A 16,583-nucleotide genomic window follows, 5' to 3' on the forward strand; every position below is an offset into this window, starting at 1 on the left:
TGATCAATATTATGAATCGTTCCACTGCACAGCCTTATTAACTCATCCCTTTTACTACAAAACTGCATTCTAAAACTTCCAATACTATGTTGTTATCGGATTTTCGATTGATAACTGTTCCGAAACAGTATCCGTCCAAGTAATACCAATCAAGAGCTCTGTATATGACGTATGAAGCGGAGACAGGTAATATCATGGATATGAGGTGAGGAGAATCATGGAGATGCGCCGTAATCTGCCCCTGTTAATCGGTATCTGTTTTCTTAGCCAAATGGGCGGATTTATGATTCTGCCTTTGTTTCCGCTGTTTATGGAGGAATTCGGTTTGTCCGGCTGGATGCTCGGAATGATATTTGCCCTGTTTTATGTCGGGAAAGTGATCGGCGGCGTTCCGGCAGCAGCTCTTTACCGTAAACTCGGGGGCAAACGAGCACTAATCTTCATGCTGGCTGCACTCGCCTTGTGTATGGGGGGATTCGCCGTATCCAAGTCCGCAATTTTCTTCGGTCTCCTTCGCCTGCTGCAGGGACTCGCCTCTTCCGGCCTGACCGTAGTGGTACGCTCCATCATTGGGGATGGCGGCAGTGTCGAGAATCGGGGCTTGTACAACGGTTATATCAGCAGCAGTGAAGGTGGTGGTATGGTTCTTGGCCCGGTGATTAGCGGCTGGCTTGCCATACACTGGCCCTTGTCTGTACCTTTTCTGCTGGTCGCACTCTGCTGCCTCATTGCAGTCGTTACAGCCATGGGTATCAAAGACTCCACACGGAAACAATCTGTATCATTAGAAGCTTCCCATTCAGTCAACAATCATCATTACAATCGGAATCAGAATAATCGAAAGAATGTTCCTCCTCCGGCAGCTCCCACGACAGAATCCATTCAGGCAATATCTCATCCGGTTACAATGACAAAGAGACCACTGCTTATCGGTTACATTACAGTACATGCTTTGGAGATGAGTGCCTATGCTGTTTTTCTGACGTATTTTGCGCTCTACGCCTCTCAAGTAATGCAGTGGAGTACTTTAGCCGTCAGTCTAGCCTTCACCATAGCCGGTGTATCTACCCTTGCTTCCGCCCCTTTAGTTGGTTTTCTTTCCGACCGATTGGGAGATCGGCTTCTATTATGCATGCTCGGAATGTCCCTGATTGGGGTAGAAGTCATGGTCTTCTTGAGTACGTCTGCCCACCTCTGGGTATACATCGGTATGTTCATTGGGGGTATTGGCGGAGCATGTTACATGGATTCTTTTTTCGCGCATATTGGTGATCACGTCCCTGAAGCGAATCGAAGCTCCGCCATTGGTAAAATTGTCTCCTCAGCCGAGATCGGCTCTATCGTTTCTCCTCTGATTGCAGCGCTTTTGATGGAGACTTCATCCCTCTATGCTGTGTTCGTCTTCAACCTGCTTTTGATCGTAGCGGCCATTGCTGTCCAGGCTGTGATGCGAACCCGGTATCGGGTAAAACAGGGGTGAGGGAGTTTTTTATTTGCAAATCATCTGGACCAGGCTGTAAATATTGTTCATGACTCAAAATTGCGGCTGTAAAATCTGCAGCTGTCACAGAATGCTAAAAGAGATGCTGACCTACCTAAAGGTGCATCTCTTCGGAACGTTTAGAGCAGCATATTCAAAGCGTGTGCATTTTCTAGAATTTTTTGTTTTATATACGGATCTGTTCTCTCAGGCAGCTCTGTCAGACTATAAAACCCTGCTTCAACAACTTCTTCCCCATCAGGCTTTAACTCTCCTTCATACTGGGTACAGATATAACCAATAACTACATTGTAATATTCATCACCATTTCTTAATCGAGTATGTAACTCTTCTCCCGAAAATACACCGTATAACTGTAATCTTTTCATTTCTATGCCGATCTCTTCTCTAACTTCTCTTCGTGCGCATTCTTCAACAGACTCCCCCAGTTCCATCATTCCACCCGGTACTCCCCAACTGTTATCATCCCTATACCTGACTAATAGAATCTCCTGCTTGTGATTAACAATAAGTACACTTGGCCTCACCAAAATTAATGGAGTATTCCCCACCAGCCCTCGCAGCATCTCAATGTATCCCATACTATCGCCTCCCTATAATGTATGTACTAAGTATGGAGCTGTTTCATGTATTCATATATAGAAAAAAGTGGGTTTGAATTTTCATATTTTATATACAGAAAGATCCAAAAAAATAAACCCGCTCACACAACTTAATGTGCAAACGGGCATTTCATTGGAGTACTCTCGGCCTGAGACTTCCCTGCCTGCGACCGAGCGGGTTCAGCAGATGGATACGCTCGGAGTGTCTGATTCGGCTGCTCAACACGCTGCTTACTGCTGCTCGGATCAGCAGCCACGGCAATGCTGCCCTGAAATTGATATGCAGGGTCCTGGTGGAAAAAGTTCGGCTTAACAATCTCATTCCGGTAAGAACTGTGGAAAATATGGGTGGTGGCTGGAGATACCGGAGGGATCAACCACACCCAGTCTCCGGTCAGCTCGCGTCCAGCCTTCTCTTCCCGCTGTTCAAACAGGGCAAATTGTGAAGCAGCCGTATGATGGTCTACAATGCTCACGCCTGCCTTCTTGAAGGAATGCAGCACAGCCACGTTCAGCTCCACCAGAGCGCGATCCTTCCAAAGTGTCGTTTCACTCGACGTATTCAGTCCAAGTGCTTCAGCTGCAGCCGGCAGCTTGTTATATCGGAAGGTGTCGGCCAGATTACGCGCACCAATCTCGGTTTCCATATACCATCCGTTAAACGGTGCTGCCGGGTAGTTAATACCCCCGATCTCCACACGCATATCCGCAATCATTGGCACACCGTACCAGCGTAAACCCAGCTCGGCGATCTCGGTACACTCAGGGTGCTCAATCTGTACCTCGACGATCTCATCGTCAGGAATCACGTACCATTCTGGAGCTTGTCCTTGGGCCTGGATAATGAGCGGCAGCACATCATAATCCCCGCCAGCTCCCTGCCAGCCGAGTGAGATAGCGGCTTTGGTGAGCTCAACGGATGCTGGATCACCCAAAATACCTTTTTCCGTCTCGTATCCCGCATACCGGATCAACTGGTGATTCCAGATGCGGATGGGCGCTCCGGATGGGCCTTCCGGCGGCAAGATCGTGATTGTCGGAATGATCTTCCCCCCGTTTGAAGCATTATGGATGTGATCCAATACCGCTTGCGCAGCTGTACCTGCCGTATCCGCATGCCGGGCATCCACGATCCGCAGCTTGTCCCAGAACAGACGACCGATACAGCGGTTGCTGTTCCGCCAAGCCATTCTGCAGCCATGTTCCAGCTCTTTGGCGGTGTGGATATAAGTACCTGTTTCTTCTATTTCGCGTGTAATGGCAATAAGCCGGGCCTCTGCGTCTTCACGCGTATGGCCCAGCTCTTCATAACTTGTATATATAAACCGTTCAGCTTCTTCCTGCAATCGATCCAGGTCTGTCCGCATTTTCATTCCACCATTCTGTACATCTTGGATGCCATTATTATACGGGAAGTACACCGGATTTGTAAGCGAACGGGATGTTTGTTCACGGACTCTACATATCACTTCCAGGAGGACGAGAAAATTTGGTTACTTGCCCAAAAAAGCATTTAACATCCAGATTTCTTTATCCAGCGCTGCTGTAAACCCGATCATCATATCTTCGGTTGCATTGTCTCCTGCTTCTCCAGCCTCATCAATGCCTTGGCGAATAACAGACAGCATCTTATTCAGATCAGCAACCACCTGTTCCACCATTTGTTCAGCGGAAAATTGTCCTTCTGCCTCTTGAATTGGAGATAGACGCAGCTGTTCTGCCATTGTCGCTGAAGGACGACCTCCAATGGTCAGTAGACGCTCAGCCACTTCGTCCATATTCGCGGTAGTCAGATTGTAAAGCTCTTCGAATTTCGCATGAAGTGTGAAGAAATGTGGTCCTTTAACATACCAATGGAAATTATGGAGCTTTGTGTAGAGAACAGACCATCCAGCGATCTGACGGTTCAAGACCTCTTGAAGTTTAGCTGTGTTTGCTGCAGATGTGTTTTGGTTAGTTTGGATTGTGCTCATGGAATTTATCCCCTTTCGAATAGTTCGTTAAGTTTTTTAAGCATACATTTAAAACTGATTTTAACTGCGTTAATTAAATATCCAATCTTTAATTTAGACTTAATCTAAATCTTGTTTTAATTATAACACCACCTATACACTTTGAAAAGAGCTTTGCTCTCTCTTCCAAATGAAGATTCCATGAAGCTGACTTCATGATCAACTTGAGCGTATTCTTCATCCCAAAGCTGCTTGTGTAGTTATACAGTCAACCCTACCGGTCTTCAGTGAACATTCTCACACACCTCGTTAAACATAAAAAGACAGCCCTTCCTCTTCGGCAGATGACAGGACTGCATGCTTTCTATGACAATATAGGTATGTCTTAGTAGGTGTGTTCTTATTTATAATTTTTCTTATGAACGAGCATGCTCAAACGTAAGAATCCGGCTAATCTCTGCATAGTTCTGTGCTGTAAAATGAGGCTGATGGTCTGATTCGGGCGACGCCTCGCGGTGGTTGAACCATATGATGTTCCAGCCAGCATCAACCGCACCTGCCACATCGTTGCGCCACGAGTCTCCAATATAATAGCAGTGATCTGCTGCTGTCCTTGTCTGCTTGTTCACATGTTCAAACAGTCTGCTGTCCGGTTTGGCATAACCAATCTCACCCGAGATAAAGATCAGCTGCTCATCCACCAGACTGAACACATCCAGCGCTTCTAACTTGCGCCGCTGATGCGGGCCTTCTCCATTCGTAATCAAACCCACCATATGCCCCTCCGCCTGAAGTCTTCGAATCAGATCATAGACTCCTTGGAAAGGAGTAATCTCAAACTGTCTGCTCAGGTACGTACGCTGCAGTTCTTGTGCTTGTCCAAACTGCAGTGCAATTCCAAACTCCTCCATGGTTAGTTCAAACCTGCGGCTTCGCATACGCTCCACTGCATCCGGTTCGGGAACCGCAGACAAATCTTCCTGTGCAGACAACCAGTCGCTGTAATACCGAAAATGATGATACGCCATCGCATAGTCGAACGTATCGGGTAAACCCAGCACCTCCTGCAGCGCTCCGCGAAGCGGCTGCAGGTGATCATATAAAGTATCATCCACGTCGAAAAATATAGTTTTAACGCAATTCATTTGACCCATAGTCGTTCTCTACCCTCCTGCTTTCGAGTCCGAACATTCTCTTCTTACTATATATGTATTCATTTGTCCCGTCCAAAGGGGGATTAATGACGGTGTATCTTCAAAGAGACCATTACAACCCTAAATCAGATGATGACATCGGGAAAACAAGTTGTACTTATGTTAAAATTAGGATGAACAATATCAGAGGTGATGCTTATGTTCAATCCAAAAGTCTTCTTCTATTAGTTGTGTCTAAGGCCATGGCTCTCGAAGCCAAAATATAACCTCGCACAACAGGGATGAAGATGTTTACACACAAAGAGATTCCAACCTGGGAAAATGAAAAATGGCTTGAATTGAAAACCAGCAGGAAGTTCATTGATCCAAGAAAAGAGAAGTTCAAGGAGATTCGTAAAGGAATCAAGAGTGTGCATTTCAACAAAGAAAGTAAAATGAATCGAAAACACGATTATCGTCTGTATAGGACGAAAATGAAACGTCTGATTCAACAAGAGAAATATGATCTCCTGCACAATTATAAACGTACAAGTGGTTGGCTTACTTGGTAAGCATGAATTAACAAAGGTAGTCCTGCATAGCTCTCCCTATCGTTATTTAGCAGCAAATAGTAGGAGAAGTCTATTACAGGCTGCCTTCTTTTCATTAAACACTAAGAAGAGCTGTTTCATACGAGGTATATGATTACACTACATACGACGGGAGGACTCCTACATGTGGAAAGAATATTTCAAGGGAATTTCAGAAGAGTGTACGTTCAGTTCTCCTGCACCTGCAGATGAAATTCTAAAGGTTGAGAGCTTGTTCCATGTCACTCTCCCTTCCGAATTAAAGGAAATACTGTTGGAAACCAATGGGGTTAGGGCCATTTATGATTTAGGATTAATCTGGTCAGCAGATCGAATCAAGAATGGAAACAGACACTATCGTGACGATCACTTCCAAGAATATTATATGCCATTTAATAACCTGATTTTCTTCGGAGAAAGCGGCATTGGCGATTTATTCGCGTTTCCAGTGACAGGGGAAGGACTCTGTAGAGGTGACGTATTTGTATGGAATCATGAAAATGATAGTCGAAAGTGGGTTGCCCCGTCGGTGTCCAAATATGTGGAATGGTCATTACAAGGAAAGATTAAAATCTAGTCCATGTTTATCCTGCACGATTAAGCATACAGAAGGATGACTTCGAATTCGCCGCTTGAACAATATGACCCCGCCGCACCACTTTCCAATGGCGAAACGGGGTCTAAAACTTTTTATGCTAAAAGTACTCCACTACTAAATCTTTGAAATTTGTATATTTAAATTACACAATCAGCGGCACAACTTGGCCTGCATTCACATCAATCAGGCCGTGATCCGTTATTTTCAATGCAGGACTTACAGCAAGAGAGTGGGTGCTGATCGACATAATCGGATTGTAGTGTACATAGCCCAGAGATAACATAGCCGCACGCAGTTCCTTCACCTGATGAGACACGACGGCAAGGGGTTCTTCGGTCAAAATACCGCCAACAGGCAGTTCCAAATGTGAAAGCACCCTGCCATCCTCCACCACACAGAATCCACCATGGCTCGAAATTACCGTGTTAGCCGCCAAAATCATATCTTCACGATTGCGTCCAACCACTAACAGGTTGTGATTGTCGTGGGAATATGTCGTGGCAATCGCACCTCGTTTGATCGTATCTCCGCCTATTAAACCGTGAGCACGGTTGCCGTTCACTGCATAACGTTCAAAGGTGGCAATCTGTCCATACTTACTGTTTTCCCACAGCAGTTCACCATTTGCTGCCGGTATGGAAGCAATCTGCTCTTCCACAAAGGTCGATCCATCCTTCACCATCATGACACGGCATGCATATGGTCCTTCTCCTTCTCCCTTCATTTTTTCCCCTTCACCAGAGGAATTTGAACCTTTCCCGCCGACCTTCGGGTCCGATAACTGGATGGAGAAGTCTGCCGCAGTCAGCATATCCAGCTTCACACTGGTATAAAAGTGAGGGGGAAACTGACCCGTGGTTCGTTCCTGCTTATACGGTTCGTAGTCGTCATAAGCTTTGCGTCCTTTTTTGTACACCTGATCAATCGTCAGCTGCTCCAGATCTGACAGCAGTATGTAATCTGCCACCTTTCCCGGTGCAATGCTGCCGCGATCCGTCATTTTCATACGCTGCGCCGGAGTGGATGTTGCTGCATAAACAGCATCCTCCGGACGCATCCCCATTTGGATTGCTTTGCGAACAATGTGATCCAGATGCCCGCGCTCCACCAGAGAATCCGGCATGACATCATCGGTGACAAAGCAGAAATGCTGCGCCACATCATGCCGTACCAGGTAATCCATCACTTCCGGGGTCATTGACTTCTCCTGAATCTCAATAAACATGCCTGCTGCAATGCGGGCCTGCAGTCCTTCTATACTCTGATGTGTATGATCGGAATCGACACCGGCGTAGATTAAACGATGCAGGTCCAAGCCGAGTAACTTCGGAGTATGTCCTTCGATGACGAGATCAGGATAGTTTTTACGAATATGCTGTAAAATTTGATTGGTTTTGCAATCCGGGTCACGGATCACATCCACATAATTCATAATCTCGCCCAGACAGATGATCTCCCCTGTAGCGAGCAGCGCATCCATGTCCTCGATCTCAATGGCTCCTCCGGTCGTCTCCATCGGCGTAGCGGGAACGGAACTCGGAATGGCATAAAACATGTCCACCAGCGTCTCGCGGCTGGCAGCCATCATCTCCTGAACACCCTCCAAACCAAACACGTTCGCCATCTCATGTGGTTCAGCCACAATCGAAGTTACACCACAGCGAATCAAGCCGTGAGAAAATGTAATCGGCGTCACCATCGTGCTCTCAATATGCAGATGGATATCAATCAGACCGGGAATCATGTACCTTCCCCGGGCATCAATGACTTCCTCCGCCTCAATCATCTCCGGGCCACCAGGGCCGATATACATAAAGCGGCCGTCCAGTACGGCAGCATTATTCTTTTCAAACCGTTTATAATAACTGTTATATATATTCACGTTTGTTATCAGTTGATCTGCACGCATGAGCATAATCTCCTTCTTTACCAGCACCTCACCCGTGAAATGCCTTCTTTGCTGCGTTTACCTCGTCATGTCATCCCCAATTCAAGTATCACACTCGTTCTACTCTACAAGTACAAGCTTATCCTGCGGGAAAATCAGATTCACACGCTGGCCGCTGAGATGCGGCGTCTCCATCTCCTGATTGGCTGTAAAGTCACCCAGTTCCGTCTCAACGACATATTGATAACTGCGCCCAAGGTACGTGCTGACTTTGATGATACCCGGCAGTGCGTTGCTCGTATCTCCTGTCATCTCTCCGCTCACGATCAGATCATCTGGACGAATAGCCCCTTTGCGTGCTCCCGGACGTGCTGTCCCTGGGTGCGCTGTCGCCGTAAACGAGCGGCCTCCTGCATGCAGCGTAATCGATTCACCTGCATCACTGCGATCGGCAAATTCAATAAAGTTATGGAATCCGATAAAACGTGCTACAAATTCTGTGGCCGGATATTTAAAAATGGTTTCCGGGCGGTCAAGCTGCTCGACCACGCCTTTATTCATAATCGCCACCTGATCCGAGATGGAGAAGCACTCCTCCTGGTCATGCGATACATACAGCGTCGTAATGCCAAGTTCCTGCTGAATTCGCCGAATCTCCACACGCATGTTCAGCCGCAGGTTGGCGTCCAGGTTGCTGAGCGGTTCATCAAACAGGAGAAGATCCGGCTCAATCACGAGTGCGCGAGCAATGGCCACGCGCTGACGCTGTCCACCGGACAGCTCTGTAGGGAATCGTTTCTCGAACCCGTTCAGATTCACCACCTCAAGGATACGCATCACACGGGAAGCGATATCCTTGTCCTTCACTTTTCGCATTCGCAGGCCAAAGGCCACATTGTCATACACCGACAGATGCGGGAACAGCGCATAGCTCTGAAATACAAATCCGAAATTCCGCTTATTTACCGGAACCTTCGTATAATCCTTGCCGCCGAACATAAACTTGCCCTGTGATGCTTCCAGGAATCCGGCGATGAGGCGCAGCGTAGTCGTTTTGCCGCAACCGCTCGGTCCGAGCAGGGAGAGCAGCTTGCCTTTTTCCAGCTCCAACTGAAAATCCTTCAGGATTGTCTGCTTGTCGTATGCCACGGATACGTGGTCTAGTGTCAGCAATGCCATAGCGTTCTGCGCCTCCAATTAACGTTTAGTAAAATATGAAAATCCGCCCATGATCCGTTCGATCACAAACATTAAAAGTCCGGTCAATACCATCAGAAGCACCGAAATGGCTGCAATCGTCGGGTCAAAATAATTCTCCACATACGTCAGCATCTGAATCGGCAGTGTGCTTACTCCAGGTCCCGTCATGAACACGGAAATGTCCACGTTGTTGAAGGACTCCAGGAAGGCAATCAGCACCGCCGCCAAAATCCCTGAGCGAATGTTGGGAAGCACAATCGTGAAGAACGTTCTTACCCGTCCTGCACCCAGACTGAGCGCTGCCTCCTCCACTGCAAAATCAAAGCTCGACAGGCTCGATGCAATGACCCGAATGATAAACGGCAGCATAATAATCGTGTGACCGATTAACAAACCCAGGTACATCGGCAGATGGTAGATCACAATCAAGTATTTCATCAATGTAAAACCAAGCACGATTCCCGGGATGAGTACCGGAGACAGAAACAGGGCGTTCAGCACGGATTTGCCTTTAAAATCATAACGACTGAGTGCATATGCTGCCGGAACTCCAAGCACCAGTGCCAGCAGGTTCCCCAGCAGGGAAATGATGATGGATGTCTGGAACGTGCGGAGGAAACCGCCTGTGTTGAAAATATTTTCGTACCAGCGGAAGGAGAAACCTTCCGGCGGAAATTTGAGTACCGTTCCCGGTTCAAATGAAGTGACCGAGATGATCAGAAGCGGGCCCAGCAGAAAGATAAAGACCAGCAGACTGAACAGGCCCAGCCCGATATGTTTCTCCCGCATATGTCTACCCCTTCGGATTTAAAGTTTTGGCCATTTTGTTCATGACACCAACCACGACAAATGTAATGACAATCATAATCGCGGCAACAACGGAGGCCAGATACCAGTCGTTAAGGGTCATCGCATTTTGATACAGGAACGTGGCAATTACTCGCTGTTTACCCCCAAGGAGGGCAGGCGTAGTATACGCCGTCAGACTGCCGACAAAGACCAGCACGGCTCCAATCACAAGCCCGGGGACAGCCAGCGGGAACACCACTCGGCGGAACGCAGTCAGACGGGATGCCCCCAGACTCTGCGCTGCCTTCAGCAGATCACCGTCAATGTTCTCCAGTACACCGACCAGCGAGATAATCATGAGCGGCAGAAACAGATGCGTCAGACCAATCATCATGGCTGCCGGGGTATACAGAATGTCCAGCGGTTTGTCCACGATGCCGAGTCCAATCAACGTATTGTTGATTAATCCTTTGCGTCCCAGAATGATCATCCAGCTGAACGAGCGCACGACCGGGCTGGTCAGCAAAGGGAAAATGGCAAGGGCCAGCAGAATACCTTTGCGGCGCGGTGCTTTCCGCGAAATATAATAAGCTGTCGGGAATCCGAGCACCACACAGACGATGGTGGTAACCACACTAACCTGCAGGGTGGTCAGCAATATTTTCAAAAAGTATGGGTCTCTGAAAAAATGCATATATCCTTCAAAGGTAAACTCGTTCTCCTGAAAGAACGTTGACCCGATCGTCAGGACAATCGGAATGATCATAAATGCCGCCAAAAACACAAATCCCGGCAGCAGCAGCCAGTAGATTACTGATTTTTTCATCGGGATACTCCTGACTTCTAAAATGTTTTATTCACACGTTTCGTTCGGTACAGCCTTCAAAAAAGAGTTCTCCACGTTATTGCGCCAGCCGTTCCGGTTACGAATCGTTCTTACGATCGCTGTTATCCTTGGATTTTCTTGATCTCCTTCTTAATAGAAGGAAAAATCCAAGGATAAAGGCGAGCGCTTCGCTTCTTCAGAATCGATTTCGTCCCCTGCACTACGAGCTTAATACGTAAGGACTAATTCTCCGCCTGATTGAACCTCACGCCGTGAAGCTCATACTTACGCATTTAATGCGTTAATAAATAGTTCAAGGAATGCTTCGGCATCCACCGTTTCGCACACGAGAGTATTGGGCTGTTTGCCGAGACGGTTTTGGAAATCACATACCATCTGTCCGTCACACAGGCGGCTCGCCGTTTCGACATCTACGTAATAGGACTTGCGCCCAACCAACTCTGGTACAAGCGCTTCGCCTACAGCCAACGGATCATGCAGGGCACAGGCCCGAACCCCGTTCATCTGTTCATAGCGATTAATGTAGATCTCCGTACTCTGGGCCACGTACGCACGCAGTATCGGGTCAGTGAGACGCTCAATTGCCGCTTCATCCAGCAGTGTTTGCCGCGTCACATCCAGTCCAACCTGCGTAAGCTTCTCGATGCCAGCATGCAGCACGATTCGTGCTGCTTCCGGATCGACGTATGTGTTGTATTCAGCGGTTGGTGTAATGTTGCCGTGTCCGCGTACTACCCCGCCCATAAAAATCACTTCCTTCAATAAAGAAGGCAGTTCTGGACATTTCATCAAGGCCAGCGCCAGATTTGTTAATGGGGCCGTCATGATTAGGGTCAACTCTCCCGGAAAGCGTTTGGCCTGCTCTACAATAAAGTCTGGGGCGAATCCTTCTTCAGCCTGTTTGGAAGCCGAATCAGGAAGTGCACCGCCAAGTCCATCCTGTCCATGTACCCGATGCTCATAGTGCGACTCGCGAACCAGCGGCTTTGCCGCTCCTGCAATGACAGGGATCACGTTAGCATCCACAAGTTCAAGGATTTTGCATGTATTATCTGTCGCCTGCTGCAGTGAGACGTTCCCACAGACTGTAGTGATTCCGAGAATGTCCAGCCTCCGGCTTTTGACCGCCAGCAGTATGGCCAGCGCATCATCAATCCCTGTATCCACATCCAGAATGACGCGTTTAAGCCCTTCACTCATCCGTTCTCAGCTCCTGTGCAGTGATATAACTTTCCTTTTTTGATTCATCGATTCACAAACTTCTTCTCGAAAGCCTCTGCTTTTCGCAGCAGTGCTTGCAATTACTGTGCAATCTCGCGGTTCCAGCGGTCTGTCCAGCCTTTGACCTGTTGGTTCACAAATTCCATGTCCAGCTTGTTCAGCTTCTCTACCACATCCGCACCATACGTAACACCTTCCGCTTCTTCCGCAGTAAGCTCAACTTTGGTATTCACCGGGGAGTCCACTTTGGCTTTGGCTGATTTGGCCTGTACGTCCTGGCTCAGCTGCCAGTTGATGAACTCTTCCGCCAGCTCTTTGTTTTTGCTGTCTTTCACCACATTGATCGTATTCATCACGGCATAAGCACCCTCACTAGGTGTTACGAACTTTGCATTCGGAACAGCCGCTTTCAGGTCTTTGAAGTACATTTCCATGATCGGTCCGCCCGCAATCTCCTCTTGGGAGAACATATTCACGAACTCGGATGTTTGGCTGTAAAATTTCACTACGTTGCCGCTCAGCTCTTTCAATTTGGCAAAGGCTGCATCTTCGTTAAACGCTTCGTTCCCTGCCACACGAGAAGCTGCATCGACAACCATAGGACCTGCTGTTGCCGTAATGTTCGGAATTGTCAGATTATTCGCAAACGCGGGGTCCCACAGATCGCTCCAAGAGCTGACTTCTTTGGATACCATATCCGGATTGTAGGCAATGCCGAGCTGTCCAACCGTGTAGGCCGGGCCATAATCTTCGCCTAGCGGTGCTTTGGCAATATCATAAATGTCGTTAATATTCGGAATTTTGGAGCGGTCAATTTTCTCAAACAGACCTTCATCAATGCCCTGTTGTGCATAATAATCGGACAGATAGATGACATCCACATTGGATGTACCCTGACGGATTTTGTTCAGACGTTCTGCGTTGTTGCCGACTTCAAGCACAATATCAACGTTATGTTCCTTTTCAAAAGGGCCAAATACTTCTTCATTAAAGAAATCTTCCGAGAAACCCCAGGTCGAGATAACCAGTTTGTTCGCTGCTGTTCCTCCACTGCCTGATCCACCCGACGCGTTCTCCGTGCCGCTGCCGCAGCCTGCAAGCAGCACCGATGTCAGGGCTGCCGCTGCCAACCCGCTAATCCATTTTTTCTTCATGATTTAGTTCCCCCTGATATGTGTGATATGACAATCTAAATAAAACAAAAAGAAAAGCATTCTTGTAAGAACAAGAACACTTTTCTTCGTAAACAAAGGAAAGCGACACCCGCTGCCGGTACATCATCGGTTTCCGCTTCAGAATCAATCCGAAGACAGACGCCATCATATGAAATTAGGATTCGGAATCATGCATGAGATCGAATCACATCTATGATTGTATCTGCAAGAGTCTATCCTGCCGATCCGATCTAGACTTGTTTCAAAATCACATTGGTGATGGCCCACTGGGTGGACGCATCATAATCCCGCAATACTGCTTCAATAGGCAAACCCATATGCTGCTCGAGTTTCTCCCGGAATTTCTTCTTATATAAGACAGACATGCGGAAGTCCACTTCCAGCTTCAAGCCGGGGGCCTCCCCTTCCAGGGCATCAGAGCGCGGCGAACGACGGTGTTTCGCATAGAAGGTTACAATATTCTGGTCAATGGTCACTCTCAGGAGAGTGGTACCAAATCCGAATAGTTCCTTCGAGATTTCATTATAATACTGGCACATCTTCTTCTTGCTCTCATTGCTGTCCAGCAGTTCCATTGAACTCACCCACATCTTTTACTACCGTACATTCGACGTGTTAACACGATTGATTATACATAATTCTTCTGTAATGGGCAACCCAAAAGATATATTTCACATATAAAAAACACACAAAAGCGAACATTGAGCGTAATGACCTGAAATAAAGCAGCTGAACCTGCATACGCAGAACCCTGTACTATATGGAATTATTTCCGTAACTTCTAACTTCTATCCAATCGCTGCTGCAGTGAGAAGGAGTTATACGAGTTGATTTCCTTCCCTGTTTCAGGAAAATATTTTTGGGTATTTAATTCTGCGATACATAGACAAAGTTCGTCATCGAACGTTAAAATGAGACACAATGTACACTGTTACATATTTCAAGAAATTGGAGGCTTATCACATGAAATGCTCAGTATGTAATCATGAAAATGGAGATGCCCGTTTTTGCGAGAGGTGCGGCTCTAACCTGACTGGAAACCACGCTTCTTCTGAACCTGCGAATCCTGTCAACCACACAGATTCGGTGCCTGCCGATCAGGAGTACACTCGTTGGTCCAGTACTCAGGAACCAGCTTCTCATGAATCCGCATCCACACGTTCATCATCCGTCTCACCCGTACCATCACCTATTTACGAAACGAATCATGCCAGTAACAACGATGCTGCCGACCACGGTTCTGCCCAAAACAGCGCAGGAAATCAGTGGAGCAACCTCGTGCAGAATGAGAAAGTACAGCAAGCCAAAGAAGTGAGCAAACAATATCTTTCCTATTTTCTAAGCGTACTGGCTCGTCCGTATCAGTCGATGAAAACCGTCGGGGAACAGCATGCCCTGCATGGTCTGGTAACCATGGCTCTGTTTGCTGTCTTGACCTCTACATATATTCTAATCACATTTGGACGTCTTGGTGCGGATGGACTGTTCATTAGCGGATTCCTGCGTCCACTGCTGTTTACAGCAATTATTCTCATTGCCGCGGCCGCACTGATCTATGGTGTGCTGAAGCTGGAACGGATTACTTTCCGTCCGAAAATACTGATTGCCCAGTTCGGAACCCTGCTGGTGCCAGGGATCGTTACCCTTTTGCTGGCTAACCTGATGATTGTAATCTCGTATTCGTTTGCCATTTCCCTGCTGGTGCTGTCGTATATCGTTATGTTTGTCGCTATGAATACGGTGCTGTTCCACCATCCGCTGAATCGTACCAAAGCTGCACTTGATAGTGTGTACAGCGTGCTGATCGTTAATGCGGTGCTGTTTTACGTAACCTATCGTTTGTTATATGCCGTGGTTGCAGGTTTCTTCGATCCACTGTTCGCACCTTATAGAGGCTTGTAGCTTGGTCTTCATTCTCCTTATTTTAAAATTCTGAAGGTTTCACCTGTCGGGTGAAGCCTTTTTCATATTTCGAAGGCGCGCTAGAAGCGTTGCACGGAACATATGATTTACACTATAATGTGTAGTGCGAATCATATGTTTTTATTTACTTAACATTTCCCAAGCGATTTTCCTGAAAGATTACGCTTATAAATCTTTATTCAGCATGGATTTGGATGGATTCTTTGTTACTATCTCTTCACCCATAAACACTACAATATGTAGTGTCATTATTCATTATTTTAAGACGAAAGAAAGGGGAATTCGAATGGACATGACCCACATGGATCATATGCAGATGGAACAACAAACGGGCACCTCATACCTATGGCTGATTGTTGGAGCCGCCCTGCTGCTGCTCTCCGCTGCCGCTTATGTCTGGGCATCGCGTACACGCGGCAGCATTCTCAGTCATATGAAAAAGAAAGAGCGTGCATTAATTCAAAAGAAAAGCCGAGCCATTCATACTGCAGCTCATATTGTGATCGCTCTATCCATCACAGCATTCGGGATTTTTTCTCTGCAGCGTGCTGATAAAACATATAATACCGCAGACCTGGACAGCAGCGCAGCGATCAATGTGACCAGTGACAAATATTATGGGGCCAACCACACCGAAGAACCCATTCACTATGAGATGACCATTCCGACCTCGGGGCCGCACAATCCGCATGATATTCAGTTTGGTTTTTATACGGACTTTCCTGGTTACCCTTATCTGGTTCATAACATGGAGCACGGGGACATCATTATTTATTATCGTGAAAATGCTGGTGAAGAGCTTAAGGAACATCTGAAATATCTCACAAAATTTCGTAAAGCAGGATCAGGCATTCTCGCCGTACCGAACAAAGATATTCCCGATGGCAGCGAAGTCGTCATGACCGCTTGGACCAAAACGATGAAACTGGACAAGTTTGACGATGCCAAGGTGGGAACCTTTATCAATCGATACATCAATCAGGGACCCGAGAAGATCCCACCATCCGTTCGCCAAGGCGGCGGAACGATGTAAGTAGCAATGAGTCTGCTGAACAGAGATGGCACACATTTTCGCAGGATAGATCGAAGGAAAGAGGAATGAAATGCAGGTGAGGGGGATTCATCATTTTCCAGTTTCTCAGTTTTAGTATCGGATCTCCCCCT

General features: G+C 47.2%; 16 protein-coding genes. 5 read left to right on the plus strand and 11 right to left on the minus strand.

The features are described 5' to 3' along the window. Nucleotides 1-217: 217 nt before the first annotated feature. Entirely contained in the window at nt 218-1,480 is a 1,263-nt protein-coding gene (locus MKY97_RS26930) for an MFS transporter (RefSeq protein WP_342553203.1), read from the plus strand. A gap of 140 nt (nt 1,481-1,620) precedes the next feature. On the opposite strand, the gene MKY97_RS26935 is transcribed toward MKY97_RS26930, so the two are convergent. The 4 genes from MKY97_RS26935 to MKY97_RS26950 form a co-directional block, all read right to left on the minus strand. Further along, nucleotides 1,621-2,082, minus strand: coding sequence for an NUDIX domain-containing protein (locus MKY97_RS26935; RefSeq protein WP_342553204.1), 462 nt, complete (start codon nt 2,080-2,082; stop codon nt 1,621-1,623). Between the two features lie 131 nt (nt 2,083-2,213). Then, the gene (locus MKY97_RS26940) at nt 2,214-3,476 is read right to left on the minus strand and encodes a nitric oxide synthase oxygenase (protein WP_342553205.1); all 1,263 of its coding nucleotides are present in this window, start codon (nt 3,474-3,476) and stop codon (nt 2,214-2,216) included. A 120-nt stretch (nt 3,477-3,596) separates the two neighbouring features. Next, nucleotides 3,597-4,076: a DNA starvation/stationary phase protection protein gene (locus tag MKY97_RS26945; RefSeq protein WP_342553206.1), complete on the minus strand. Its 480-nt coding sequence runs from the start codon at nt 4,074-4,076 to the stop codon at nt 3,597-3,599. Nucleotides 4,077-4,471: 395 nt separating this feature from the next. Further along, nucleotides 4,472-5,209, minus strand: a complete 738-nt coding sequence (locus MKY97_RS26950; RefSeq protein WP_342553207.1) for an HAD family hydrolase — start codon at nt 5,207-5,209, stop codon at nt 4,472-4,474. A gap of 287 nt (nt 5,210-5,496) precedes the next feature. Between MKY97_RS26950 and MKY97_RS26955 the strand changes: the two genes are divergently transcribed. Further along, the gene (locus MKY97_RS26955; protein ID WP_342553208.1) at nt 5,497-5,760 is read left to right on the plus strand and encodes a hypothetical protein; all 264 of its coding nucleotides are present in this window, start codon (nt 5,497-5,499) and stop codon (nt 5,758-5,760) included. A 163-nt stretch (nt 5,761-5,923) separates the two neighbouring features. Next, on the plus strand, nt 5,924-6,355 hold the full coding sequence (locus tag MKY97_RS26960; RefSeq protein ID WP_342553209.1) for an SMI1/KNR4 family protein: 432 nt from the start codon (nt 5,924-5,926) through the stop codon (nt 6,353-6,355). A gap of 163 nt (nt 6,356-6,518) precedes the next feature. Here the strand turns inward: MKY97_RS26960 and MKY97_RS26965 are convergent, their stop codons facing one another. The 7 genes from MKY97_RS26965 to MKY97_RS26995 all read right to left on the minus strand — a co-directional run bounded on the left by MKY97_RS26965 (nt 6,519) and on the right by MKY97_RS26995 (nt 14,071). Continuing rightward, nucleotides 6,519-8,285 carry an adenine deaminase C-terminal domain-containing protein gene (locus MKY97_RS26965; protein WP_342553210.1) on the minus strand — a complete coding sequence of 589 codons (1,767 nt, stop codon included), beginning with the start codon at nt 8,283-8,285 and terminating at the stop codon, nt 6,519-6,521. Nucleotides 8,286-8,384: 99 nt separating this feature from the next. Then, nucleotides 8,385-9,443 carry an ABC transporter ATP-binding protein gene (locus MKY97_RS26970; protein WP_342553211.1) on the minus strand — a complete coding sequence of 353 codons (1,059 nt, stop codon included), beginning with the start codon at nt 9,441-9,443 and terminating at the stop codon, nt 8,385-8,387. Between the two features lie 18 nt (nt 9,444-9,461). Beyond that, nucleotides 9,462-10,253: an ABC transporter permease gene (locus MKY97_RS26975; RefSeq protein ID WP_145324685.1), complete on the minus strand. Its 792-nt coding sequence runs from the start codon at nt 10,251-10,253 to the stop codon at nt 9,462-9,464. Nucleotides 10,254-10,257: 4 nt separating this feature from the next. Beyond that, nucleotides 10,258-11,079, minus strand: coding sequence for an ABC transporter permease (locus MKY97_RS26980; RefSeq protein ID WP_342553212.1), 822 nt, complete (start codon nt 11,077-11,079; stop codon nt 10,258-10,260). 285 nt (nt 11,080-11,364) lie between these two features. Then, a complete protein-coding gene (locus MKY97_RS26985; RefSeq protein ID WP_342553213.1) occupies nt 11,365-12,300 on the minus strand; it encodes a nucleoside hydrolase in 936 nt (311 codons plus the stop codon). Between the two features lie 101 nt (nt 12,301-12,401). Beyond that, a complete protein-coding gene (locus MKY97_RS26990) occupies nt 12,402-13,475 on the minus strand; it encodes an ABC transporter substrate-binding protein (protein ID WP_342553214.1) in 1,074 nt (357 codons plus the stop codon). Nucleotides 13,476-13,726: 251 nt separating this feature from the next. Beyond that, a complete protein-coding gene (locus MKY97_RS26995; RefSeq protein ID WP_342556467.1) occupies nt 13,727-14,071 on the minus strand; it encodes a Na-translocating system protein MpsC family protein in 345 nt (114 codons plus the stop codon). Nucleotides 14,072-14,459: 388 nt separating this feature from the next. On the opposite strand from MKY97_RS26995, the gene MKY97_RS27000 reads away from it, so the two are divergent. Further along, nucleotides 14,460-15,398 (plus strand): zinc ribbon domain-containing protein, encoded by a 939-nt coding sequence (locus MKY97_RS27000; protein ID WP_342553215.1) that lies wholly within the window; start codon nt 14,460-14,462, stop codon nt 15,396-15,398. A 307-nt stretch (nt 15,399-15,705) separates the two neighbouring features. Continuing rightward, complete coding sequence (locus MKY97_RS27005) at nt 15,706-16,452, plus strand: DUF3105 domain-containing protein (RefSeq protein WP_342553216.1); 747 nt, start codon at nt 15,706-15,708, stop codon at nt 16,450-16,452. Nucleotides 16,453-16,583 lie beyond the last annotated feature (131 nt).

The organism is Paenibacillus sp. FSL R7-0652 (genome assembly GCF_038595045.1).
In the GTDB taxonomy this organism is placed as follows: domain Bacteria; phylum Bacillota; class Bacilli; order Paenibacillales; family Paenibacillaceae; genus Paenibacillus.